General features: G+C 71.2%; 22 protein-coding genes. 15 read left to right on the top strand and 7 right to left on the bottom strand.

Annotation, left to right across the window (positions count from 1 at the left end; genetic code table 11):
• The first annotated feature begins 271 nt into the window (after positions 1-271).
• From ACIBK5_RS19600 to ACIBK5_RS19580, 5 genes are all read left to right on the top strand, one after another.
• Entirely contained in the window at positions 272-1,915 is a 1,644-nt protein-coding gene (locus ACIBK5_RS19600; RefSeq protein WP_399021110.1) for a sensor histidine kinase, read from the top strand.
• Positions 1,912-2,319, top strand: coding sequence for a roadblock/LC7 domain-containing protein (locus ACIBK5_RS19595; RefSeq protein WP_399021109.1), 408 nt, complete (start codon positions 1,912-1,914; stop codon positions 2,317-2,319). The genes ACIBK5_RS19600 and ACIBK5_RS19595 overlap by 4 nt, the downstream gene beginning before the upstream one ends.
• Positions 2,316-2,714 (top strand): DUF742 domain-containing protein, encoded by a 399-nt coding sequence (locus ACIBK5_RS19590; protein WP_399021108.1) that lies wholly within the window; start codon positions 2,316-2,318, stop codon positions 2,712-2,714. The genes ACIBK5_RS19595 and ACIBK5_RS19590 overlap by 4 nt, the downstream gene beginning before the upstream one ends.
• Entirely contained in the window at positions 2,695-3,315 is a 621-nt protein-coding gene (locus ACIBK5_RS19585) for a GTP-binding protein (RefSeq protein ID WP_399021107.1), read from the top strand. The genes ACIBK5_RS19590 and ACIBK5_RS19585 overlap by 20 nt, the downstream gene beginning before the upstream one ends.
• A 76-nt stretch (positions 3,316-3,391) precedes the next feature.
• Positions 3,392-4,891 carry a cytochrome P450 gene (locus tag ACIBK5_RS19580; protein WP_399021106.1) on the top strand — a complete coding sequence of 500 codons (1,500 nt, stop codon included), beginning with the start codon at positions 3,392-3,394 and terminating at the stop codon, positions 4,889-4,891.
• Here the strand turns inward: ACIBK5_RS19580 and ACIBK5_RS19575 are convergent.
• Positions 4,885-5,889 (bottom strand): RluA family pseudouridine synthase, encoded by a 1,005-nt coding sequence (locus ACIBK5_RS19575; protein ID WP_399021105.1) that lies wholly within the window; start codon positions 5,887-5,889, stop codon positions 4,885-4,887. The two genes, ACIBK5_RS19580 and ACIBK5_RS19575, sit on opposite strands and share 7 nt — an antisense overlap.
• An 80-nt stretch (positions 5,890-5,969) precedes the next feature.
• On the opposite strand from ACIBK5_RS19575, the gene ACIBK5_RS19570 reads away from it, so the two are divergent.
• Positions 5,970-6,551, top strand: coding sequence for a GNAT family N-acetyltransferase (locus ACIBK5_RS19570; RefSeq protein ID WP_399021104.1), 582 nt, complete (start codon positions 5,970-5,972; stop codon positions 6,549-6,551).
• 34 nt (positions 6,552-6,585) lie between these two features.
• Here ACIBK5_RS19570 and ACIBK5_RS19565 read toward each other — a convergent pair whose 3' ends face one another.
• Positions 6,586-7,428: a siderophore-interacting protein gene (locus ACIBK5_RS19565; protein ID WP_399021103.1), complete on the bottom strand. Its 843-nt coding sequence runs from the start codon at positions 7,426-7,428 to the stop codon at positions 6,586-6,588.
• A gap of 122 nt (positions 7,429-7,550) precedes the next feature.
• Positions 7,551-8,480 (bottom strand): 5'-3' exonuclease H3TH domain-containing protein, encoded by a 930-nt coding sequence (locus ACIBK5_RS19560; RefSeq protein WP_399021292.1) that lies wholly within the window; start codon positions 8,478-8,480, stop codon positions 7,551-7,553.
• 198 nt (positions 8,481-8,678) lie between these two features.
• Between ACIBK5_RS19560 and ACIBK5_RS19555 the strand changes: the two genes are divergently transcribed.
• From ACIBK5_RS19555 to ACIBK5_RS19540, 4 genes are all read left to right on the top strand, one after another.
• Positions 8,679-9,770 (top strand): glycine betaine/L-proline ABC transporter ATP-binding protein, encoded by a 1,092-nt coding sequence (locus tag ACIBK5_RS19555; RefSeq protein WP_399021102.1) that lies wholly within the window; start codon positions 8,679-8,681, stop codon positions 9,768-9,770.
• Entirely contained in the window at positions 9,763-12,378 is a 2,616-nt protein-coding gene (locus tag ACIBK5_RS19550; protein ID WP_399021101.1) for an ABC transporter permease/substrate binding protein, read from the top strand. The genes ACIBK5_RS19555 and ACIBK5_RS19550 overlap by 8 nt, the downstream gene beginning before the upstream one ends.
• 346 nt (positions 12,379-12,724) lie before the next feature.
• Positions 12,725-13,294, top strand: a complete 570-nt coding sequence (locus ACIBK5_RS19545) for a helix-turn-helix domain-containing protein (protein WP_399021100.1) — start codon at positions 12,725-12,727, stop codon at positions 13,292-13,294.
• Positions 13,295-13,302: 8 nt separating this feature from the next.
• Positions 13,303-14,022, top strand: a complete 720-nt coding sequence (locus tag ACIBK5_RS19540) for a helical backbone metal receptor (RefSeq protein ID WP_399021099.1) — start codon at positions 13,303-13,305, stop codon at positions 14,020-14,022.
• Here the strand turns inward: ACIBK5_RS19540 and ACIBK5_RS19535 are convergent.
• The gene (locus ACIBK5_RS19535) at positions 13,949-15,085 is read right to left on the bottom strand and encodes a TDT family transporter (protein ID WP_399021098.1); all 1,137 of its coding nucleotides are present in this window, start codon (positions 15,083-15,085) and stop codon (positions 13,949-13,951) included. The two genes, ACIBK5_RS19540 and ACIBK5_RS19535, sit on opposite strands and share 74 nt — an antisense overlap.
• Before the next feature lie 70 nt (positions 15,086-15,155).
• Between ACIBK5_RS19535 and ACIBK5_RS19530 the strand changes: the two genes are divergently transcribed.
• The gene (locus tag ACIBK5_RS19530; RefSeq protein ID WP_399021097.1) at positions 15,156-16,085 is read left to right on the top strand and encodes a LysR family transcriptional regulator; all 930 of its coding nucleotides are present in this window, start codon (positions 15,156-15,158) and stop codon (positions 16,083-16,085) included.
• Between the two features lie 376 nt (positions 16,086-16,461).
• Here the strand turns inward: ACIBK5_RS19530 and ACIBK5_RS19525 are convergent, their stop codons facing one another.
• The 3 genes from ACIBK5_RS19525 to ACIBK5_RS19515 all read right to left on the bottom strand — a co-directional run bounded on the left by ACIBK5_RS19525 (position 16,462) and on the right by ACIBK5_RS19515 (position 19,516).
• On the bottom strand, positions 16,462-17,139 hold the full coding sequence (locus tag ACIBK5_RS19525; protein WP_399021291.1) for a gamma-glutamyl-gamma-aminobutyrate hydrolase family protein: 678 nt from the start codon (positions 17,137-17,139) through the stop codon (positions 16,462-16,464).
• 46 nt (positions 17,140-17,185) lie between these two features.
• The gene (gene eat / locus ACIBK5_RS19520) at positions 17,186-18,631 is read right to left on the bottom strand and encodes an ethanolamine permease (RefSeq protein WP_399021095.1); all 1,446 of its coding nucleotides are present in this window, start codon (positions 18,629-18,631) and stop codon (positions 17,186-17,188) included.
• Between the two features lie 150 nt (positions 18,632-18,781).
• Positions 18,782-19,516, bottom strand: coding sequence for a FadR/GntR family transcriptional regulator (locus tag ACIBK5_RS19515; protein ID WP_399021094.1), 735 nt, complete (start codon positions 19,514-19,516; stop codon positions 18,782-18,784).
• A 97-nt stretch (positions 19,517-19,613) separates the two neighbouring features.
• Here ACIBK5_RS19515 and ACIBK5_RS19510 point away from each other — a divergent pair, with 97 nt between their 5' ends.
• From ACIBK5_RS19510 to ACIBK5_RS19495, 4 genes are read left to right on the top strand one after another with little or no spacing between them, the layout of a single operon-like run.
• A complete protein-coding gene (locus tag ACIBK5_RS19510; protein ID WP_399021093.1) occupies positions 19,614-20,978 on the top strand; it encodes a glutamine synthetase family protein in 1,365 nt (454 codons plus the stop codon).
• Positions 20,979-20,986: 8 nt separating this feature from the next.
• The gene (locus tag ACIBK5_RS19505) at positions 20,987-22,360 is read left to right on the top strand and encodes an aldehyde dehydrogenase family protein (protein WP_399021092.1); all 1,374 of its coding nucleotides are present in this window, start codon (positions 20,987-20,989) and stop codon (positions 22,358-22,360) included.
• Complete coding sequence (locus tag ACIBK5_RS19500) at positions 22,357-23,142, top strand: 3-oxoacyl-ACP reductase (RefSeq protein WP_399021091.1); 786 nt, start codon at positions 22,357-22,359, stop codon at positions 23,140-23,142. The genes ACIBK5_RS19505 and ACIBK5_RS19500 overlap by 4 nt, the downstream gene beginning before the upstream one ends.
• A 29-nt stretch (positions 23,143-23,171) precedes the next feature.
• Positions 23,172-24,089 (top strand): DUF2510 domain-containing protein, encoded by a 918-nt coding sequence (locus ACIBK5_RS19495; RefSeq protein WP_399021290.1) that lies wholly within the window; start codon positions 23,172-23,174, stop codon positions 24,087-24,089.
• Positions 24,090-24,093 lie beyond the last annotated feature (4 nt).

Raw genomic sequence — 24,093 nt, 5'->3', positions numbered from 1 at the left:
GAAACAGGGTTGTTCTGAGGCCCGTTCACCCGTCACGGTGAGCGGGCTTTCGCATGTCCGTTCGTCGTTACGTTGTGCATTCGAACGGTGTCGCAGCGTGTAAACGACCGAGCGTACTATCCCTTCGCGTCCGGTTTCCGGTGGATGCTGAATATGACACAGCGATGATCCGGTCGGACTAAGCTCGCCCGCAGCGCACCGGCTTGAGATGAATTCGTGCGCTTGTTCCCCAATGTGTGGAACCCCAGCCGACTCCTGTCAGAAGGCCTACATGGTGAGTGTTCAATCCCCTCCCGTTCGCCGTGAACTTCCCTACGCGCGCGTGCTGTTGCTGCCGGCCATAGCGATGGCCGCGGCGTCCGGAGCCGCCGTCGCCCTGGTGACGGAGTCGGCCCGGCTCGCCGTCGGCTGGTGCGGCGGTATCGCCACCGCGCTGGTGATCGCGACGGCGGCCGAGGCGGTCCGCCGCGGCCGTGCCCTGCGCAACCAGCGTGCCGAGCACGCTCGTCACAGCGCGTATCTGGAACAGCGGATCGCCGGCCACGAGCACGAGTTGGTCCGCTTCTCGAGGGAGGTCGTCCCCGCCGCCCTCGACCTGCTGCGCACCGGAGAATCCCCCAGGGAGGTGATTCGCAAGCTCGGCCTCGCCAACCCCGCATACCGCGACCTGCCCGAGCCGGAGGTCGAGACGCTCCTGACGGTGCTCAGGATCGTCGACAACGAAGTGACCATGCGTGACGCCGCCGCTCGCTCCTTCGTCACGGTCGCCCGCCGCGTCCAGGCGATCGCCCACCAGCAGGCCGAGGAACTCCGGGAGATGGAGGAGGACCACGGCCGCAACCCCGAGGTCTTCGACGACCTGCTGCGCATCGACCACGGCAACGCCCTGATCGGCCGCCTCGCCGACTCCGTCTCCGTCCTCGGCGGCGGCCGCCCGGGACGGCAGTGGCCCGAGCCGGTGTCCCTGTACAGCACGCTGCGCGGCGCCATGTCCCGCATCCTGGAGTACCGGCGCATCCAGCTGTCCTCCATCGCCAAGATCAGCGTCAAGGGCATCTACGTCGAGCCGGTCATCCATGCCGCCGCCGAACTCCTCGACAACGCCACGCGCTACTCGCCGCCGCAGACCAAGGTGCATGTCACCGCCACCGAGGTGCAGACCGGCGTCTGCATCGAGATCGAGGACGGCGGTGTCAACCTCAACGAGGAGGCGCGGGCCCGGATCGAGGGCATGCTGGAGGCCGCCAAGGCAGGCGTCGACCTCCAGGACATCGGTGAGCACCCGCGTCTGGGCCTGGCCGTCGTCGGCCGCCTCTGCACGGCGTACAACATGCAGGTGTCGCTGCGTGCCTCCGCCTACGGCGGCGTCCGCGCCATCCTCATCGTGCCGAGCGAGATGGTCACCCACGAGCCCGGCGTCGGACTCGCCCACGGCATCGGTGCCACCGGCGCCCCCATGACGGTCGGCATTCCCGAGGGCCCCAAGCGCGCGCCCAAGAGGCGCCGCCCCACCAGCCCGCGCATCCCCGAGACGGTCTCCATGGAGGACGACGACGTCCCCGAGGTCACCGAGTGGACGGCGAACGGTCTGCCGCAGCGCCGCAGCCGGGTGAAGATGCCGCTCTCCGAGCGACTCGCCCAGCAGGCCGCCAACGAGAAGGCCGACCGGGAGGCCGAGGAGCGGGGCGAGTACAACCCCTGGGCGGCGACAGCCGAGCCCGAGTCCAAGCCGCTGCGCGACATGTCGGCGCCGGACGCCCCCGGCAAGGGTCTCGAGGCCTTCTGGGAGGGACTCAAGCAGGGCATCGAACCCGGCACGCACCCCACGGACTTCCTGCGGAACCCGACCAAGTATCTGCACCTGATCAACGACCCGGCCCGCACCGAGGCCGATGACGAGGGGGACCTCAAGTGATCCAGCAGCGAGGCAACTTCGACTGGATGCTCAAGGAGCTCGCCAACGGCGTGCCGGGCATCGAGATGATCGTGGTGCTCTCGGCCGACGGTCTGCGCATCGCCCGCTACGGCGGTGAGCCCGACGCGGCCGACCGGGTCGCCGCGGCCTGCGCGGGCCTGCAGTCCCTCGCGGGCAGCATCTGCCAGGAACTCACCGTGGGCGACGGCGAGATGAAGCTCGTCATGATCGAGATCGACCGCGGCTACTTCTATCTGATGAACGCCGGCGCCAATGCCTTCCTCGCGGTGCTCTCCGACGTGCGGTGCGAACCCGGCCGGATGAGCGCGATGATGCGTGACCTCATCGTCCGGATCGGCGGCCATCTGACCACTCCGCCCCGGCGCAACGGGCAGATCGTATGACGCCTCCGCAACGCCAGCGGCGCGACCCCACCCCGGAATCGCCCCCGCCCGAGGAGGGCGAGGGCAAGGTCAGAAACCCGGAGCGGATGTACGTGGTGGCCGGCCCTGACGGTGAACGGGCCGAGCTCGACCTGGTCACGTTAATCGTGGCGCGTGCCGAAGACCCGCCGCCTTCCGCCTCCCCCGAGCAGGCGGCGCTGCTCCGGCTCTGCGCCGCCCCCCTGTCCGTGGCCGAGCTCTCGGCCTACCTCCACCTGCCGTTCAGCGCGATGGGCGTGCTGCTCACCGAGCTGCTGACGGCGGAACTGGTGCAGGCGCGCGCCCCGATCGTCCGCCAGTCACGCACCGACCGTTCCCTTCTCGAAGCGGTGATGAATGGACTTCAAAGGCTCTGACACCATCCCGGGCCCCCGGGCCGAGGACCAGCTGCCCCACACGGCACAGTCCGCGGCCAAGATCGTGATCGTGGGTGGGTTCGGCGTCGGCAAGACGACCATGGTCGGCTCGGTCAGCGAGATCACACCGCTGACCACCGAGGAGACCATGACGCAGGCCGGCATCGGTGTCGACGACAACTTCGGCTCCGCGTCCAAGACGGCCACCACGGTCGCCATGGACTTCGGCCGCATCAGCATCACCGACCAGCTCGTGCTGTACCTCTTCGGCACACCCGGCCAGCAGCGCTTCTGGTTTCTGTGGAACGGCCTGTTCGAGGGCGCGCTCGGCGCGGTGGTGCTGGTCGACACCCGTCGGCTGGAGGTCAGCTTCGACGTCATGGGGCGCCTGGAGGAGCGCGGTGTGCCGTTCGTGGTGGCGGTCAACTCCTTCCCGGACGCACCGCGTTACGCCATCGAGGAGCTCCGCACGGCCCTCGACCTCGCCCCGGACATCCCGATCATGGAGTGCGACGTACGCCGCCGGGCCTCCAGCCGTGACGTCCTGATGACGCTCATGCGCTTCCTGCACTCGCTGGCCATGACGGGCTCGCGGGCCTGATCCCGTACCCGCCCCACTCCACCCCCACATTCCCCCACCAGACACCTGGATTCACTTCAGTTTCGGAGCGACCACTGTGACGCCTGAATCCCACGCCCCGACCGGTACGGATGCCCCCCGGCTCGACCCACCCCCCGGCTGCCCCGCACACGGCCTCGGCCCCGGTGGACTGCACCGGCTGCACGAGTCGGAGGATCTGGGAGCGCTCTACGAGCAGCTGCGGAAGGACCACGGCCCCGTGGCGCCCGTGCTGCTCCACGACGACGTACCGATCTGGGTCGTCCTCGGACATGCCGAGAACCTGCACATGGTGCGCTCGCCCTCGCAGTTCTGCCGGGACAGCCGCATCTGGACCCCGCTCAAGGACGGCCTGGTCAAGCCCGACCACCCGCTGATGCCGCACATCGCCTGGCAGCCCATCGCCTCGCACGCCGAGGGCGACGAGCACAAACGGCTGCGCGGCGCGGTCATGGGCGCCATCTCGACCATCGACTTCCGCAGCCTGCGCCGCTACATCAACCGCAGCACGCAGGCCATCGTCAACCGCTTCTGCGAGCAGGGCGAGGCCGACCTCGTCGGCCAGTTCGCCGAGCACCTGCCGATGGCCGTGATGTGCGAGATCCTCGGTATGGCCGACGAGTACAACGACCGTCTCGTCGAGGCCGCCCGCGACGCGCTCAAGGGCACCGAGACCGCGATCGCCAGCCACTCCTACGTCATGGACGCCCTGAGCCGGCTCACCGCACGGCGCCGCGCCCAGCCGGAGGAGGACTTCGCCAGCTACCTGATCACCCACCCGGCCCGGCTGACCGACGACGAGGTCAGGGAGCACCTGCGCCTGGTGCTCTTCGCCGCCTACGAGGCCACCACCAACCTGCTGTCCAACGTGCTGCTCACGGTGCTGATCGACCCGCGCTTCCGGGCCCAGCTCAACGGCGGCCAGATGACGGTGCCGGAGGCGGTGGAGCAGTCCCTGTGGAACGAGCCGCCGTTCAGTACGGTCTTCGCCTACTTCGCCAAGCAGGAGACCGAGCTGGGCGGTCAGCGCATCCGCCGGGGCGACGGACTGCTCTTCGCCCCGGCCCCGGCCAACGTCGACCCGCGGGTACGGCCCGACCTGTCCGCCAGCATGCAGGGCAACCGCTCGCACCTCGCGTTCGGCGGCGGCCCGCACGAGTGCCCCGGCCAGGACGTCGGCCGCTCCATCGCCGATGTCGGCGTCGACGCGCTGCTGATGCGGCTGCCCGACGTCGAACTCGACTGCGACGAGGAGGAGCTGCGCTGGACGGCGTCCATCGCCTCCCGGCACCTGGTGGAGATGCCGGTGCAGTTCTCGCCCAAGCCGCCGCAGGACGTGACGGAGCCGCCGAACCACAAGCAGGTCCCCGCGCAGCGCTCCGACTGGCAGATCGGCAGCCCGCAGCCGCAGGCCGCACCGGCCGCCGCTCAGCCGCAGCCGGCCCCGGCACAGCCCCAGCCGGCCCCTGTGCACCCGCAGGTGCGGCCGACCGCTCAGGAACCGGCCCGCCGCAAGGGCGCCTGGCAGCGCTTCCTGAGCTGGTGGCGCGGCTACTGACCGGCTGACGGGCCGTCGTACGTCCCGGCGGCCCACCGGTCGTACGACGCCCACGCCGAAAGCGCCCGGCCGCTGCGGAACCGGTGCTCCTCACCCGTGACCGGATCGGTGAACTCCAGGGCCCGTGCCAGCAGTTGGAGCGGGCGCCGGAAGTCACCGGCCGGTACGGGGTCGGTCACCTCCGGGTAGAGCGGGTCACCGAGGATCGGCACTCCCAGCGCGGTCATGTGCACCCGCAGCTGGTGTGTCTGCCCGGTGCCGGGCACCAGCCGGTACCGGGCGAGTTCGCCGGCTCCCTCCGGGCCGCCGGCTCCCTCCGGGCGATGCCCGACGAGTTCGACTCGGCTCACGGCGTTCGGCTCGCCCGCCACCTCCCGGGCCTGGAGCACCCCACGCTCCTTCACGATCCGGCTGCGTACGGTCCGGGGCAGGGCGAGGGCGGGGTCGTACGGTGCGACGGCCTCGTACTCCTTGTGGACCCGGCGTTCACTGAACAGGGTCTGGTACGCGCCGCGTTCCTCGGGGCGCACGGTGAACAGCACGAGCCCCGCGGTGAGCCGGTCCAGGCGGTGTGCGGCGCCGAGCGCGGGGATATCCAGCTCCCGGCGCAGCCTGGCCAGCGCGGTCTCGGTGACATGGCCGCCGCGCGGGGTGGTGGCGAGGAAGTGGGGTTTGTCGACGACGACGATGCGCTCGTCCCGGTGCACGACCTCCAGCGGGAAGGGCACCTGCACCTCCTCGGGCAGCTCCCGGTGGAACCACACGAACATCCCCGGTACGTACGGCGCGTCCGCCGCCACGGCCCGTCCGTCCGCCCCGACGATCCGCCCCGCGTCGAACATTCCGTCTACGACACCGGCACCCGCGCCGCTGAGGCGCTCCACCAGGTGCTCGCGCACCGTGGCCCACGACCCCGCGACGGGCAGCCGTACCCGTACCGGATCCACGCCGTGGCGCTGCGGCAGGGGAGAGGGCGGGATACGGGGCTTGCGTCTCATCGCGGCCCAGCGTACGAGGCCCGGTGCGCCGGGCGGAAAATCACTGGGGCCGCCCCTCGCGTCCTGCCAGGATGCGGGGCATGCCCTTCCTCACCAGCCCGGTCCTGACCGCCGGGACTCTCGCCCGCCGCCCGCAGCCCACCTTCGCCACCGGCGACGGACTCCTCCTGCGCCCCTGGCGGGTCTCGGACGCGCCCGCTGTGTACGAGGTCTTCCAGGATCCCGTGATGCACCAGTGGCACGCCCGGGCCGCCGACTCCGAGGAGGAGGTCACCGGCTGGATCGGTGACTGGCACCGGGCGTGGGAGGAGGAGCGGGAGGCGCAGTGGGCCGTCATCGACGCGGACTCCGCCTCCCTGCTGGGGCGGGTCGCGCTGCGCGAGATACGGCTCGACGACGGTGTGGCGGAGGTGGCCTACTGGACCGTCCCGGCTGTACGGGGTCGTGGCATCGCCGCGCGTGCCACGACCGCGCTGACCCGCTGGGCCCTCGACGAGACCGGCTTCCACCGCCTGGAACTGCTGCACGCCGTGCGCAACGAGGCGTCCTGCCGCGTCGCCACCAGGACCGGCTTCCTCCTCGAGGGCACCAAGCGCAGCGCCATCCTGCAGCCGGACGGTTGGCACGACACCCATCTGCACGCGCGCGTGCGGGGTGACTGAAGGGGCGTCGCCGCAGGCGTCGCGCTCGCGTCGCTCAGGCGGCGGGGGTGTTCTCCTGCTCGGCCTCGATGCGCGCGTTCCAGTCCCGCTTCGAGGCCTGCCAGCCGTCCTCGTTGTGGCCGCGCCGCCAGTAGCCGGAGATCGACAGATCCTCGCGCGCGATGTCGCGCTCGACCCGGAGCAGCTGGCGCAGCTCCTTGACGAAGTGCGCTTCGCCGTGGACGAAGGCGTGCACCCGGCCCTCGGGGAACTCCAGGCTCCGTACCGCCTCGACCAGCGCCTCGCCGAGGGGCCGGTCGCCGCGGTGCAGCCAGACGACGTCCACGTCCGAGTCGATCTTCTGCTCTTCCTCTGGGCCGGAGATCTCCACGAAGGCGTAGGCCTTGGCGCCGCGCGGCAGGGCCTCCAGGGCGCAGGCGATCGCCGGCAGCGCGCTCTCGTCACCGATGAGCAGATGCCAGTCGGCGTCGGTGTCGGGCGCGTACGCCCCGCCGGGGCCCATGAACCGCACGGTCTCGCCCGGCTGGACGCGCATCGCCCACGGGCCGGCCAGACCCTCGTCGCCGTGGATGACGAAGTCCAGGGTCAGCTCGCGGTGCTCGGCGTCCCACTGGCGCACCGTGTACGTCCGGGTCACCGGCCACTGTTCCCGGGGGAACTCGTCGCGGATGCGCTGCACGTCGAAGGGTTCCGGGTAGCTCACGCCCTCCGGCGGGAACAGCAGCTTCACATAGTGGTCGGTGCACGTGCCCGCCGCGAAGTCGGCGAGGCCCTCGCCGCCGAGCACCACACGCTGCATGTGCGGAGTCAGCCGCTCGGTGCGGACGACCTGAGCGGAGTGCGGCTTACGCGGCTGGCGTCCGGGTCGCTCTGCCATGAGGACCTCCCTGTCTCGCATAGTTAGGGTTACCTAAGTTAGCACCTCGCCCCCACTTAACACCTCTCGAGTAAGAGTTTCATGAACATCTCCGGCCTCCGGAAGGCCGTGGGCCCGCCTCCTCACACCGCCAGTGTGGTCAGCAGACGCTCCAATGAGCCGCCCAGTCCCCAGCGGGTCGCCAGCGCTTGAAGCTCCACCGGGTCGTGCGGGGAGCGGGGCAGCGCCGTGGTGACATCGGGCAGAGGTGCGTCGTCCGCGACCCGGACCACCTTCGGCGCGACCGCGAGATAGGGGCGCGACTCGTCCAGCCGCCTGCGCTGCGTCGGCGTGAGCTTCGACCGCCGGTCCTCGACCGCCGCCATGATCCCGGCCAGGTCCCCGTACTCGGCCAGCAGCTTGGCGGCCGTCTTCTCTCCGACGCCCGGCACGCCCGGCAGGCCGTCGCTGGGGTCACCGCGCAGCAGGGCCAGATCCGCGTACCCGCTCCCGTCCACCCCATACTTCCCACGGAGCCATGTCTCATCGGTGAGCTGCAGCGTGCCCACGCCCTTCAGCGGGTACAGCACGCGCACCCCGCGCGCGTCGTCCACCAGCTGGTACAGGTCCCGGTCGCCCGTGACGATGTCGACCGGGCCCTCGGCCCGCGCGGTGAACGTGCCGATCACGTCGTCCGCCTCGTACCCCGCGACGCCCACGCGCGCGATGCCCACCGCGTCCAGCACCGCCTCGATGACCGGCACCTGCGGCGACAGCGTGTCGGGCACTTCCTCCTCGTCCGGCCCGGCCGCGCGCTCCTCGGCGACGCGGTGCGCCTTGTACGAGGGGATCAGCTCCACCCGCCAGTGCGGGCGCCAGTCGGCGTCCATGCAGGCCACCAGCTGGTCGGGCCGGTGGTCCTTGACCAGGCGGTCGATGAAGTCGAGCAGCCCGCGCACGGCGTTCACCGGTGTGCCGTCCGGGGCCCGGACCGAGTCCGGGACGCCGAAGTAGGCGCGGAAGTACAGGGAGGCGGTGTCGAGGAGCATCAGTCGTCCGGTCACGCCACGCATCATGCCGTACGCCACTGACAGCGACTCGCCACTGCGCAACGCGTTGCGGTGGGTGCGTCTTGTGTGAAGCCTCCCACTTTCGCGATTGCTTTTCCTGATCGAGGGAAGGCGCGCGCCCAGAGCGAGGCTGGTTGCGCATTTCAACTGTTTGCGGCCCTGTCCTCGCTCTGTTCTATTGCCGTCGAGATTGAGGTGCACGTGTCAGCGAGGCTTCAGGCAGAGAGCCTGTACAAAGTGTTCGGCAGAAGACCGGACCGAGCGGTCGAGCGGCTCCGTGACGGAGCCGACCGGGAGGAACTGCGCGCCGAGGGCACGACCGCCGCCGTGATCGACGCGTCCTTCACCGTGGAGCCCGGCCAGATCTTCGTCGTCATGGGTCTGTCCGGATCCGGCAAGTCCACCCTGCTGCGCATGCTGAACGGCCTGCTCGAGCCGACCGCCGGGCACGTCCGCTTCGACGGCCAGGACCTGACCACGCTCGGCGACCGGGAGCTGCGCAAGGTCCGCTCCCGGAAGATCAGCATGGTGTTCCAGCACTTCGCGCTCTTCCCGCACCGCAGCGTGCGCGAGAACGCCGCCTACGGTCTGGAAGTGCAGGGCGTGCCCCGCGCCGAGCGCGTACGCCGCGCCGACGAGGCGCTCGCCCTGTGCGGCCTGGCCGGCTGGGAGAAGTCCTGGCCCGACGAGCTGTCCGGCGGCATGCAGCAGCGCGTCGGACTCGCCCGCGCGCTCGCCACCGACGCCGACCTGCTGCTGATGGACGAGTCCTTCAGCGCCCTGGACCCGCTGATCCGCCGCGACATGCAGGACCAGCTGCTGGAGCTCCAGCAGAAGCTCAAGAAGACGATCGTCTTCATCACCCACGACCTGAACGAGGCCATGCGCCTGGGCGACCGCATCGCCGTCATGCGCGACGGCGAGATCGTCCAGATCGGCACCGCCCAGGACATCCTGCTACGGCCGGAGAACGACTACGTCGCCTCCTTCACCCAGGACGTCGACCGCTCCCGCGTCCTGACCGCGGGCGAGCTCATGGACCCCTCGGTCACCGCCGACGACCCCGGCTGCCACTGCCGGACCGCCACGGCCGACACCCCCTTCACCGAGCTGTGCGCGATCAGCGCCCGGCTCTCCCACCCCGTCTCGGTCGTGGACGAGGACAACAAGCAGATCGGCGTCGTCCCCCGGCAGCGCCTGATCGGGTTCCTCGGCGACGAGCAGGACGCCACCCCGGGGCCCTGCGACTCCCCGCGGGACAAGGGCGGAGAGAAGGTGACCGCCCGTGCCTAGGATCGAGCTCGGCAGCTGGGTCAACGACGCGGTCGACTGGCTCACCACCCACATGGCGTGGCTGTTCGACTTCTGCAAGACCGTCTTCCTCGGCCTCTACGACGGCATCAACGCCGTCCTCCAGGCCCCCGAACCACTGCTCCTCGCGGGCATCTTCGCCGTGATCGCCTTCTGGCTGCGCGGCACGCTCGCCGGTGTGCTCACGTTCGCCGGATTCGCGTTCATCGACTCCCTCGAACTGTGGGAGAACGCGATGATCACCCTGGCGCTCGTCCTCGTGGCGACCGTCATCGCGCTCGTGATCTCCATACCCGTCGGCATCTGGGCGGCCCGCTCGGACCGCGTCAGCGGTCTGGTCCGGCCCGTTCTGGACTTCATGCAGACGCTGCCCGCGATGATCTACCTCATCCCGGCGATCCTGTTCTTCGGCACCGGCGCTCCCGCGGGCATCGTCGCCACGCTGATCTTCGCGCTCGCACCGGGCGTACGCATGACCGAGCTGGGCATCCGGCAGGTCGACAAGGAACTGGTCGAGGCCGCCGACGCGTTCGGCACCACGCCCCGCAACACCCTGCTGCGCGTCCAGCTCCCGCTCGCCCTGCCCACCGTCATGGCCGGCGTCAACCAGGTCATCATGCTCGGACTGTCCATGGCCGCGATCGCCGGCATGGTCGGCACCGGCGGCCTCGGCGGCGACGTCAACGAGGCCATCGGTCAGCTCAACGTGGGCCTGGGCTCCGAGGCCGGCGTGGCCATCGTGATCCTCGCGATCTACCTGGACCGCATGACCAGCGCCCTGGGCACCCAGGTCTCCCCGCTCGGCCGCCGCGCCGCCGCCAAGCTGCGTGCCGCCCAGGGTCTGAGGATCTGGTCCTACCGGCCCCGCCCGGTCGTCGCCGTGATCGGCGTCGTCGTCCTCGCGCTCGCCGCCGGTGGTATGGGTGTCTTCGGCAAGGGCGCCGACTCCACCGCCGTGGCGGGCGGCAAGGACGTGGGCCAGGGCAAGAAGATCAGCATCGGCTACATCCCCTGGGACGAGGGCGTCGCCTCCACCTTCCTGTGGAAGGAGGTCCTGGAGCAGCGCGGCTACGAGGTCGAGGCCAAGCAGTTCGACGCGGGCCCGCTGTACACCTCCCTCGCCCAGGGCGACATCGACTTCCAGACCGACTCCTGGCTGCCCACCACGCACGCCCAGTACTGGAAGAAGTACGGCAAGCAGCTCGACGACCTCGGCTCCTGGTACGACAAGACGTCGCTGGAGCTCACCGTGCCCGCCTACATGAAGGGCATCGACTCCCTGGCGGACCTCAAGGGCAAGGCCTCCGAGTTCGGCGGCAAGATCACCGGCATCGAGTCCAGCGCCGGCGAGATGGCCCTGCTCAAGAGCAAGGTCCTCAAGGAGTACGGCCTGGACAAGGAGTACGAGGTCGTCGACAGCTCCACGCCCGCGATGCTGGCCGAGCTGAAGCGCGCCTACGCCCAGAAGAAGCCGATCGTCACGACGCTCTGGTCGCCGCACTGGGCGTACAACGACTACGACCTCAAGAAGCTCAAGGACCCCAAGGGCGCCTGGGGTGAGGGCGACGGCGTGCACACCCTGTCCCGCAAGGGCTTCGCGGACGACGACCCGACGGTCGCCAAGTGGCTGAAGAACTTCACGATGAACGAGAAGCAGCTCACCAGCCTCGAAGCCGAGATCAACAAGGCGGGCAAGGGCAACCAGCAGGAGGCCGTGCGCGCCTGGCTGAAGCAGAACCCCGGCTTCGCCGACAAGATGGCCCCGGTGGAGAACGCCGGCGGCAGCACACCGGCCGAGGCCAAGCAGCCCCTGGACGTGGCGTGGTTCCCCTGGGACGAGGACATCGCCGTCACCTACCTGTGGAAGAACGTCCTGGAGCGGCGCGGCTACCAGCTGAACCTGAAGCAGATGGACGTCGGCCCGGTCTACACGGGCCTGGCCTCGGGCGACCTCGACCTCAACTTCGACGCCTGGCTGCCCTACGCCCAGAAGAACTACTGGGACAAGAACAAGGACCGGCTCAAGGACCTTGGCACCTGGTACGAACCGACCTCCCTGGAGATCGCCGTACCGTCCTATGTGAAGGGCGTCGACTCCCTGGAGGACCTCAAGGGCAAGTCCGGCACCTTCAACGGGAAGATCATCGGCATCGAGCCGGGCACCGGCGAGATGGACCTGGCGAAGAACAAGGTCCTGCCCGCCTACGGCCTGGACAAGGAGTACGAGGTCGTCGACGGCTCCACGCCCGCGATGCTGGCGGAGCTGAAGCGCGCGTACGCCAAGAAGGAGCCGATCGCCGTCACGCTCTGGTCGCCGCACTGGGCGTACAGCGACTACGAGCTGACCAAGCTGAAGGACCCGAAGAAGGCCTTCGGCGAGGGCAACACGATCCGCACCATCTCCAACGAGAAGTTCCCCGAGGAGTACCCGCAGCTCACGAAGTGGATCAAGAACTTCAAGATGACCGAGGACGAGCTCGGCACCCTGGAGAGCGAGATCAAGAACCGCGGTCAGGGCCATGAGGAAGAGGCCGTCGCCGCGTGGCTGAAGGAGCACCCCGACATGGCGGAGCGCATGACGCCGCAGTGACGCCGCGGTGAGGCCGGATGCGGGGCGGGACGCGAACACGACGCGTCCCGCCCCGCACACGTGTCCACGAGCGGGATCCGGACAACCACAGAGCGCGACGTCACCCCCCGAGCCCCTCCTGACTCCCTGTTCCTCCCGTAGGAGGAATCCGCACGCCGCCCTCGGGGGTGGCGGATCCCCTGGCGCGAAGTGACAGGTCGCGCATCGCCCTGTATGACGGCGATGTGACGGGCGCATGAAACGGTTTGCCGAACATGCGTAGGGTGCAGACAACTCAACAGAAGCAGTGCGCCGGGACAACGGCGCACGGGGACCGGATCGACGGGCGAAGGAGGGAGCCGGAGCGATGGGCGACCACAAAGAACAGTCCCTTCGGGTGGGCGCGGCCGTGCGCCGCAGGCGCCGCGCGCTGGACCTCACCCTCGCCGCCGTGGCCGAGCGCAGCGGCCTGTCGGTCCCGTTCCTGAGCCAGATCGAGAACGACCGGGCGCGCCCCAGCCGAAGCTCCCTGGAGAAGGTCGCCGACGCCCTGCGCACCACCGCGGTGGAGCTCCTCGCCGCGGCCGACCCGGCGTGCAGCGTGGACGTCGTCCGCGCCGAGGACATCGAACCGCTGCCCCGGCCCCGGACCCGTTCGCTGGTGCGCGGCCACCACCAGATGCACGCCTCCGAGTTCCTCGGCGACCATGACGCGGGCCGTGAATTCCAGTACCGCAACGACCAGTTGATGTACGTCGCCGACGGCGCGGTGGAGATCGAGGCCGAGGGCCGCGCCTACCGGCTCGGTCGCGGCGACACGCTGTACCTCACCGGCGGCGTACGGCACCGCTGGCGGGCCACGGAGTCGGACACCCGCGTGATCGTCGTCGCCGTGGCGGAGCACATCGAGGCGGTCCGGGACCGGCCACGCCGGTGAGCGCTTCGATGAGGGTCGTCTCGCTGGTCCCCTCGCTGACCGAGGCCGTCGCGCGGTCCGCGCCCGGCGCCCTGGTCGGCGCCACCGACTGGTGCACCCACCCGCCGGGCCTGGACGTCGTACGCGTCGGTGGCACGAAGAACCCGAAGCCCGACCGGATCGTCTCCCTCGCCCCCGACCTGGTGATCGCCAACGAGGAGGAGAACCGCGAGCCCGACCTCGCGGCCCTGCGCGCGGCGGGCGCCGAGGTCCTCGTCACGGAGATCCGCGACGTGCCGGGGGCCTTCCGGGAGCTGACCCGGGTCCTGGACGCCTGCGGGGTGGCGGCGCGCCCGCGCTGGCTGGACGAGGCGGAGGAGACCTGGTCGTCCCTGCCGCGGCCGGAGACGCGCCTGACGGCGGTCGTGCCGATCTGGCGCCGCCCGTGGATGGTCCTGGGCCGTGACACCTTCGCCGGCGACGTGCTGGCCCGCCTCGGCGTCGACCACGTGCACGCGGCGCACCCCGAGCGCTACCCCCGCATCCCGCTGGAGGAGTTGCGCGCGGCGGCGCCGGACGTGGTGATCCTCCCGGACGAGCCCTACCGCTTCACCGCCGACGACGGCCCCGAGGCCTTTCCCGGCCTGCCCTGCGCGCTCGTCAGCGGACGGCATCTCACCTGGTACGGACCGTCGCTGGCCGAGGCGCCACGGGTGCTGGACCGGGCTCTGCGAGCAGCTCGCCCCTGAGCAGCCCGCGTACGGTGCCCGCGGCGGCGGTGCCCCACGCGACGACCAGCACCGCGTACAGCACGACCGCCGGCCCTTCGTAGGCCAGGAGCCCGGTGTGCCGGCCCAGGGCCTCGGCGCCCGTGACACAGGTGCCGACCGGGAAGGTGAACGACCACCACGTCATCGCGAACCGCATCCCCTGCCGCCGGGCGCGCAGCACATGGACCGTGGCCAGGCAGAACCACAGCAGCGCGAACCCCATCACGGGCACGCCGTAGAGCACGGCGAACACACCGAAGCCCTGGCTGTACGGCGCCGGCACGACTCCGGGGGCGCTGTCCGCGAACGCGCCGACGGCGGTCGTCGACTGCCCGAGCGGCCCCAGCACCAGGAACAGCGTGGGGGTGAGGGCGAGAGGCAGCGGCCCGCCGGTGAGCAGCCGCCCGAAGACCAGCGGCAGCATCACGAGCGTCGCGAGCAGACTGAGCCCGAACAGCGCGAAGCAGCCCAGCAGCAGCGTCTCCCGGGCCTGCCCGGGAGGCAGATGGGGAACCAGCAGCGGCCCGACGGCGGCCGACACCATGGGCGCGACCAGCGGCAGCAGCCAGACGGGGGTTGCCTGGCCCGGCTCGACCCGGTGCCGTACGGCCATCAGATACGGCACGGCGACGGCGGCGGCAAGCCCGAGAGCCGTACCGGCACCGAACAGCACGGCGTCGAGCGCGACGGCCGCCCGGACGCCGATCACGTCCCGGCCCACGGTGAGGGCACCGCCGCCCACGGCGAGCAGGGCCATGGCGAGACAGCCGTAGAAGGGGGCCGTCGCCGGGTCGAGGAGATGGGCGCGGGCCTGGTCCCGGTGGTGGGCCCAGTGCAGGGCCCGGGCCCCGAGCAGGGTCAGGAGCAGGACGGACGCGAGGACCCAGACACCGGCGAGCACGGGGCGCAGCCCGGGGAGGTGCGAGGGCAGGGCGGCTCCGGCGGTGGCCACGACGGAGGTGCCCATGACGGTGGCGTACCAGTTGGGCCCGAGATGACGGACCGACAGTGGGTACGCGAGGGGCTGGGCTGCGGTGACCATGACCCCACGGTCGTGCCCCCGGGGCCGTACCACCAGGGAGTATGCCTCTATGGCGACATAAGCTGGGTTTATGAGCAACACGGATGAGCAGGACGGTCCGTCGATCGCCGGTTCTCTGGCGCACCGGGTGCCGGATCTCGGCGCGCTGGAGCTGCTGTTGGCGGTGGCGCGGCTCGGCAGCCTCGGCGGGGCCGCGCGGGAACTCGGCATCACCCAGCCCGCGGCGAGCAGCCGGATCCGCTCGATGGAGCGGCAGCTCGGTGTGGCGCTGGTCGACCGCTCGCCCCGCGGGTCACGGCTGACGGACGCCGGTGCGCTGGTGACGGACTGGGCGCGGCGGATCGTCGAGGCGGCGGAGGCGTTCGACGTGGGGGCGCAGGCGCTGCGCGACCGCCGTGACTCGCGGTTGCGGGTGGCGGCGAGCATGACGATCGCCGAGTATCTGCTGCCTGGCTGGCTGCTCGCGCTGCGCGCCCAGCGGCCCGACACCGCGGTGTCGCTGCACGCCGGCAACTCGACGGTGGTGGCGGAACGGCTGCTGTCGGACGAGGCGGATCTGGGGTTCGTGGAGGGGCTGTCGGTTCCGACGGGGCTGGACTCGGTGGTCATCGCCCATGACCGGCTGATAGTGGTCACGGCACCGGGGCATCCCTGGGCACGCCGTCGACGGCCGCTGGCGGCGGGGGAGTTGGCGTCTACGCCGCTGATCCTGCGGGAGAAGGGGTCCGGGACGCGGCAGGTGCTGGACGCGGCGCTCGGGGGGCTGGCCCGGCCGCTGATCGAGTTGTCCTCGACGACGGCGGTCAAGGCGGCGGCGGTGAGTGGGGCGGGGCCGTCGGTGCTGAGCGAACTGGCGGTGGGGGAGGAGCTGGCGATGCGGCGGCTGGTGAGTGTGCCGGTGGAGGGGGTGGCGCTGGCGCGGGAGCTGAGGGCGGTGTGGCCGACCGGGCATCGGCCTACCGGCCCGGCGCGGGACCTGCTGTCGCTGACGCGGGGGTAGGTTTCTCGCCCCCGCCGCCCTTACCCGTCCCATCCCCAGGGGGCTCCGCCCCCTGAACCCCCGTTCGGCCTGAACGGCCTCGTCCTCAAGCGCCGGACGGACGGGGTGGGGCTGAGCGGTGTCGTCTTCAAGCGCCGGACGGACGGGGTGGGGCTGAGCGGTGTCGTCTTCAAACGGCGGACGGACGGGGTGGGGCTGAGCGGTGTCGTCTTCAAACGGCGGACGGGCTGGGTGGGGCTGAGTGGGCTCGTTCGTGGGCGCCTGATGGGCTGGGGAGGGGGCGAGCCCGGCTTCTTGTCCGAGCGATTCGGGTGGTGGGTGGGCAGAGGCCGGGGGTCCAGGGGGCGGAGCCCCCTGGGGTCGGGCGCGCACTGGGTCAGCTCGCTGACGCCGCCTCCACCAACGCCCGCATCACCCGCACGTCATCCCCCATCTCCGGGTGCCACTGCACCCCCAGCACCCACCCCGGGTGGCTCGGCAGTTCCAGCGCCTCGATCGTCCCGTCCGCCGCGTACGCCGACGGGACCAGGCCCTCACCCAGCCGGTCCACGGCCTGGTGGTGATACGTCGGTACGAACGTCTCCTCCGGCACGACACCGCCGTACAGACTCCCCGGCACCGGCTTGACGGTGTGGCCGCCGAAGACGCCCACCTGCTCCGCGTGCCCGTCGATGTGCTGCACCAGCGTCCCGCCGAGCGCGACGTTCAGCAGCTGCATACCCCGGCAGATGCCCAGCAACGGCACCTCCGCCGCCAGCGCCGCGTCGATCAGGGCCAGCTCCCACGCGTCCCGCTCCCGCGCCGGCGGCCCGGTCCGCGGCTCGCGCTCCGCGCCGTAGCGGACCGGCTCGACATCCGGCCCGCCCGCGATGACCACCCCGTCCAGCCGGGCCACCACATCGGCCGCGTGCAGCGGGTCGTCCGGCGGAACCATCGCGGCCAGGCCGCCCGCCTGACGCACCAGCCGCGGGTAGCCGGCCGGCAGCAACGCCGCGTCCAGCTCCCACACACCCCAGCGCGCACCGGACTCCAGATACGTGCTGACCCCGATCAACGGCCTGGACACGGAAACTCCCTCACAGTCGACGCCTCGCTCCACCTCAGTCCCGTGACAACTCTGCCTCGGCCGCCGCCAGTGCCGCGAACTCCTCCTCCGGCGCCTTCGCCACCAGCCGCTTGCGGCTGTACAGGCCGAAGTACCCGATGGCCACGACGTACACCACGAGGGCGATGACAGCGGCCGTCACATCCACCAGGAACGTGGCCACCAGCGCGGCACAGGCCAGCACCAGGGCGACCGAGGAGGTCAGCACCCCGCCCGGCGTCCGGTACGGCCGCGGCAGCTCCGGCTCGCGGCGGCGCAGCACGATGTGCGACAGGGACATCAGGGCGTAGGAGATGGTCGCGCCGAAGACGGCGATGTTCAGCATGCGGGCGCCGTTGCCCGATAGCGCCGCCAGCAGGAAGCCGATCGTGCCGGGCACCAGCAGGCCCAGGTAGGGCGCCTTGCGGCGGCTGGTGAGGGACAGGAAGCGGGGCAGGTATCCCGCCCGGGACAGGGCGAAGAGCTGGCGCGAGCCCGCGTAGATCAGGGAGAAGAACGAGGCCACCAGGCCGGCGAGACCCGCGTAGTTCACGATCCGGCTCAGTGTCGTCGCCTCGCCGCCCGGCTGCAGCGCCTCCACCAGCGGGTTGCCCGCCTCCTGGATCGCGGCGGAACCGCGTGCTCCGGCCGCCGCGAAGAACGTGATCACCGCCAGCACCACCAGGATGCCCATCGACCAGCGGATTGCCTTCGGCAGGGTACGGGCGGGGTCCTTGGTCTCCTCCGCCGCCAGCGGCACGCCTTCGACGCCGAGGAAGAACCACATGCCGAACGGGAACGCCGCCCAGATCCCGAGCAGACCGAACGGCAGCCAGGAGTTCGAGCCCGCCGCCGAGGCGTCGACCGGGATGTCGTCCAGCGCCGCGAAGGAGAAGTCCGGCAGTGCCGCCAGCGCGAACACGATCAGGGCGGCGACCGCGATGCCGGTGACGACGAAGCTGAACCGCAGCGCCTCGCCCACGCCCCACAGATGGATGCCGAGGAAGATCGCGAAGCAGACCAGGTACATCGGCCAGCCGGACTCCAGGCCGAACAGGCCGAGCGACTCGACGTAGTCCCCGATGAAGATGACGATCGCCGCGGGCGCGAGGACGTACTCGATGAGGATCGCCGTACCCGTCAGGAAGCCGCCCCAGGGGCCCAGCGCCCGCCGGGCGAAGCCGTAGCCGCCGCCCGCCGTCGGCAGGATCGAGGACAGCTCGGCGAGGGCGAACACCATGCAGGCGTACATCGCGCCCATGAGCACCATGGCGATCGCCAGACCCCCGAAGCCGCCCTCGGCCAGGCCGAAGTTCCAGCCCGAGTAGTCGCCGGAGACGACGTAGGCGACGCCGAGGCCGGTCAGCAGCACCCAGCCGGCACTGCCGCGGCGGAGCGCTCTGCGCTCCAGATAGTCGTCGCCCTCCGGGGCGGCGGGAGGGGTGGCGGGTTCCTGGGACATGGGCAGACTCCCCACGGGGCGGCGGTCAGGGCGTCGAGCGGGCTTCGACTCAATGGAATGAGGCCATACCTTTGCGGTGCCGACCGAGGGAAGGCAAGACCCGTGCGTCAATCGCCCGTAAATCCTCACCGGCCCGGAACACGGCCCGGCTCAGCCCAGGAACCCGCGCAGCAGTGCCGCCGTCCCCCCGCAGTGCTCGCGCATGATCTCCCGCGCCTGATCCGCGTCGCCCTCGATCACGGCCTCCACCAGGGCGGTGTGCTGCCGCTGGGAGTGCTCCAGGTTGCGCACCAGGAGCGGGATGCAGTCGAGCAGGTCGTTGACGCTCGCGCGCACGGCCGCGTACTGGGCCGTGAGCGTGGGGGAGCCGGACAGCTCGGCGAGCGTGAGGTGCAGCAGCGTGTCCAGACGGCGGTACTCGGCGAGCGGGGCGTCGTGCGTGCGGGCCAGGGCCTCGCGGAGCTGTCCGGCCTGCTTCTCGTCCAGTCCGTGTGCCGCGCACAGCCCCGCGGCTCCCACCTCCAGCACCTCCCGGAAGCGCAGGACGTCCTCTATGTCGACCTCGGCGACCCGGCGCCGCAGTTCGTCCTCGCCGCCGGCGTCCGTGCGGGACCGTACGAACGTCCCGCCGTACCGGCCGCGCCGTGACTCCACGAGGCCCTGGTCCTGGAGCACCTTCAGCACCTCGCGCAGCGTCACCCGGCTGATCCCCAGCCGCTCCGCCAGCTCCCGCTCGGCCGGCAGCCGCTCGCCCCCGGCCACCAGACCCAGCCGTACGACCTGAAGGATCTGCTCCAGCGCCTCCTCGAAGCCGTTGCCCGCGCGCACCGGCCGCAGCACCGGCGTCAGTCCGTCCCGCACCTCGCCCCCAGCTTCCTCCGGCATGTGGCCGTACCCCCTTCCCAAGCAATGGTTCTCCGCAATACCTTATGGCTCCCGGCGGATCCAGGCAGCGGATCCAAGGAGCCTAGGAGGCCTTCCCGTGGCAGACCGCACAGCCCCGCTGAGCGTCGAGGAGCTGCACGCCCTCGTCGCGGGCGGTGAGATCGACACTGTCGTCCTGGCCTTCCCCGACATGCAAGGGCGGCTCCAGGGCAAGCGGTTCGCCGCCCGCTTCTTCCTCGACGAGGTGCTCCAGCACGGCACCGAGGGCTGCAACTACCTGCTCGCCGTCGACACCGAGATGAACACCGTCGACGGATACGCGATGTCCTCCTGGGACCGCGGCTACGGCGACTTCGCGATGCACCCGGACCTGAGCACGCTGCGCCGCGTCCCCTGGAACGAGGGCACGGCCATGCTCCACGCCGACCTCGCCTGGAGCGACGGCTCCCCGGTCGTCGCCGCGCCCCGCCAGATACTGCGCCGCCAGCTGGAGCGCCTGGCCGAACTCGGCTACACCGCCCAGGTCGGCACCGAGCTGGAGTTCATCGTCTTCAAGGACACCTACGAACAGGCCTGGGACGCCGGCTACAGAGACCTGACCCCGGCCAACCAGTACAACATCGACTACTCGGTCCTCGGCACCGGCCGCATCGAGCCCCTGCTGCGCCGGATCCGCAACGAGATGGCGGCGGCCGGCCTCACCGTCGAGTCCGCCAAGGGCGAGTGCAACCCCGGCCAGCACGAGATCGCCTTCCGCTACGACGAGGCCCTGGTCACCTGCGACCAGCACTCCGTCTACAAGACCGGCGCCAAGGAGATCGCCGCCCAGGAGGGCATGTCGATCACCTTCATGGCCAAGTACAACGGGCGCGAGGGCAACTCCTGCCACATCCACCTCTCGCTCGCGGACGCGCACGGCGGCAACGCCATGGCCGGTGACGGCGAGGGCGGCATGTCGGACCTCATGCGCCACTTCCTCGCCGGGCAGCTCGCCGCCCTGCGCGACTTCTCCCTGCTCTACGCCCCCCACATCAACTCCTACAAGCGGTTCCAGCCCGGCTCCTTCGCCCCGACCGCCGTCGCCTGGGGCCACGACAACCGCACCTGCGCGCTGCGCGTGGTCGGCCACGGCCGCTCCCTGCGCTTCGAGAACCGGCTGCCCGGCGGCGACGTCAACCCCTACCTCGCCGTCGCCGGACTCGTGGCGGCCGGGCTGCACGGCATCGAGCAGAAGCTGGAGCTGCCCGAGCCCTGCCCCGGCAACGCCTACACCGCCGACTTCGCCCACGTCCCCACCACCCTGCGCGAGGCCGCCGAGCTCTGGGAGAACAGCCCCATTGCCAAGGCCGCCTTCGGGGACGAGGTCGTCGCGCACTACCGCAATATGGCCCGGGTCGAACTTGACGCCTTCGACGCCGCGGTGACCGACTGGGAGCTGCGCCGCTCCTTCGAACGTATGTGAGGCCCCTCATGTCTTCCGAGCCCCTCCTGGAAGTACTGAACCCCGCGACCGAGGAGGTCGTCGCCGCCATCGCTGCGGCCGGCCCGGCCGACGTCGACGCGGCGGTCACCCTGGCCACCCGGGCCCAGACGGTCTGGGCCGCCCTCGCCCCCGGCGACCGCGCCCGGCTGCTGCGCCGCTTCGCGGCCATCGTCGACGAACACCTGGAGGAACTGGCCCGCCTTGAGGTCCGCGAGGCCGGCCACCTCATCGGCAACGCCCGCTGGGAGGCCGGCAACGTCCGTGACCTGCTGGACTACGCGGCCGGGGGAGTGGAGCGGCTCACCGGCCGGCAGATCCCGGTGCCCGGCGGCCTGAACGTCACGATCCTCGAACCGCTCGGCGTCGTCGGTGTGATCGCGCCCTGGAACTTCCCCATGCCGATCGCCGCCTGGGGCACCGCCCCCGCCCTCGCGGCAGGCAACGCGGTCATCCTCAAGCCCGCCGAGACCACGCCCCTCACCGCCCTGCGCCTCGCCGAACTCGCCCTGGAGGCCGGGCTCCCGGAGCACCTCTTCCAGGTCCTGCCGGGGCACGGCGCCGTCGCGGGCGAAGCACTGGTACGTCACCCCGGTGTCGCCAAGGTCGTCTTCACCGGCTCCACCCGCACCGGGACGCGCGTCGCCGCGCTCGGCGCCGAGCAGGTCAAGCCGGTCACCCTCGAACTCGGTGGCAAGAGCCCCAACATCGTCTTCGCCGACGCCGACCTCAAGACCGCCGTCGACCCCTTCTCCTTCCTGGACAACTCCGGCCAGGACTGCTGCGCCCGCACCCGCGTCCTGGTCCAGGAGCCGGTCTACGACGAGGTCCGCCAGCTGCTCGCCGACGCCCTGGCCGCCGTGGTGGTGGGCGACCCGGCCGACGAGAAGACACAGATGGGCCCCTTGATCTCCCGGCAGCAGCTCGACCGTGTCCGGGGTTACGTGCCCGACGACGCCCAGGCCCTGCGCGGCAGCGCACCCGGGGGGCCCGGCTTCTGGTTCCCGCCGACCGTCCTCACCGGCGAGAGCCCCGACTCGGCGGCGGCCCGCGAGGAGATCTTCGGCCCCGTCGCCGTCCTGCTGCCGTTCACCGACGAGGCGGACGCCATCCGCCTGGCCAACGACACCCCCTACGGCCTCTCCGGCTCCATCTGGACCCGGGACGTCGGCCGTGCCCTGCGCGTATCCCAGGCCGTGCGCGCCGGCAACCTGTCCGTCAACTCCCATGCCAGCGTCCGCTACTGGACCCCGTTCGGCGGCTACAAGCAGTCGGGCGTCGGCCGCGAGCTCGGCCCCGAGGCCCTGGCCGCCTTCACCGAAACCAAGAACGTCTTCATCAGCACGGAGGGCCCCGCACAGTGACTGCCCAGGACACCATCTGCCGCCGTCTGGTCGGCCGTACCGCCGTCGTCACCGGAGCCGGCAGCGGCATCGGCCTCGCCGCCGCGCGCCGTCTCGCCTCCGAGGGCGCGCACGTCGTCTGCGGCGACGTCGACGAGGTACGCGGCAAGGCCGCCGCCGAAGAGACCGGCGGCACCTTCGTCAAGGTCGACGTCACCGACCCCGAGCAGGTCGAGGCCCTCTTCAAGGCCGCCCACGACACCTACGGCAGTGTCGACATCGCCTTCAACAACGCCGGCATCTCGCCGCCCGACGACGACTCCATCCTGGAGACCGGCCTGGAGGCCTGGAAGCGCGTCCAGGAGGTCAACCTCACCTCCGTCTACCTCTGCTGCAAGGCCGCCATCCCCTACATGCGACGCCAGGGCCGGGGCTCGATCATCAACACGGCGTCCTTCGTGGCCAGGATGGGCGCAGCCACCAGCCAGATCTCGTACACGGCTTCCAAGGGCGGCGTCCTCGCCATGTCCCGTGAACTGGGCGTGCAGTTCGCCCGCGAGGGCATCCGCGTGAACGCCCTCTGCCCGGGCCCGGTCAACACCCCCCTCCTCCAGGAACTGTTCGCCAAGGACCCGGAGCGCGCCGCGCGCCGCCTGGTGCACGTCCCGGTCGGCCGGTTCGCCGAGGCCGAGGAGATCGCCGCCGCCGTCGCCTTCCTGGCCAGCGACGACTCCTCCTTCGTGAACGCCACCGACTTCCTGGTCGACGGCGGGATCGCGGGGGCGTACGTCACCCCCCTGTAGGCCCCTGGCTCTAGAGTGCCGGGATGAGCATGACGCCTCCGCCCGGCTGGTATCCCGACCCGCACGGCCCCCATCTGGAACGCTGGTGGGACGGCACGGCCTGGACCGAGCACCGCCGCGCGCCCGGGGCCACGGCGGGCCCGGTGCCCCCGCCCCCGGGCGGCGGCACCGGGCGCGCGAAGGTGATCGCCCTCGTCGCCGCCGGGGCGGTCCTGGTCGCGGCGATCGTCACCGGAGCCGTGGTGCTCACCAGCGGCGACGACAGCGGCGCGGAGACGAGGACGATTCCGACGCCCTCCGGCCCCAGCACGCCGGAGGCCTCGGAAGCCTCCGAGCCGACTCCCGCGGCGTCCGCCTCCGAGCCGTCCGCCGACGACCCCGCCGTCGTCGAGGACCAGCTCAACGGCGTCACCTTCCCGCTGCTCGACGGCTGGGTCCGCCCGCAGCACGTCGCCGAGCGCGACGTCGTCATGACGACGGACGGCACCTACGACTGCCCCGGCGACGGCACCGTCTGCCGCCATGGCCTCGTCTTCTCCCGCACGGTCACCGCGAACGACGAGAAGTCCCCCGAGGCCCTCGCCAAGGCGGACATCTCCGAGGCGGCCGAAGAGGCCTACGACCGCGACCGGATCGGCCGCAAGCCCCACGGGGGCATGGAATCCCACGAGGTCGTCAAGTCGGGGCCGGTCGCGGTGGCGGGCCGCGCCGGGTACCTCGTGCGCTGGCGGGTGCACACCGCCAAGGGGCCGGGCGGCTACGTCCAGTCGCTCGTCTTCCCCTCCAGCGTCGGCACCGAGTCACCCGTCCTCGTCCGCTACGTCTTCGACTCCGGCGAGGACGGACCACCCCTCGCCGACATGGACCGCGTCACCAAGGGCATCCGCCCGGTCGGCGACGCGGACACGGGCGGCGGCGTCGGCAGCAGCATCGGCCCCTCGGACTGACGCT

Source organism: Streptomyces sp. NPDC050546, from assembly GCF_044457425.1.
GTDB lineage: Bacteria > Actinomycetota > Actinomycetes > Streptomycetales > Streptomycetaceae > Streptomyces.
The sequence above is the reverse complement of the archived record's forward strand: the minus strand, read 5'-3'. Positions and strand labels throughout refer to the sequence as shown.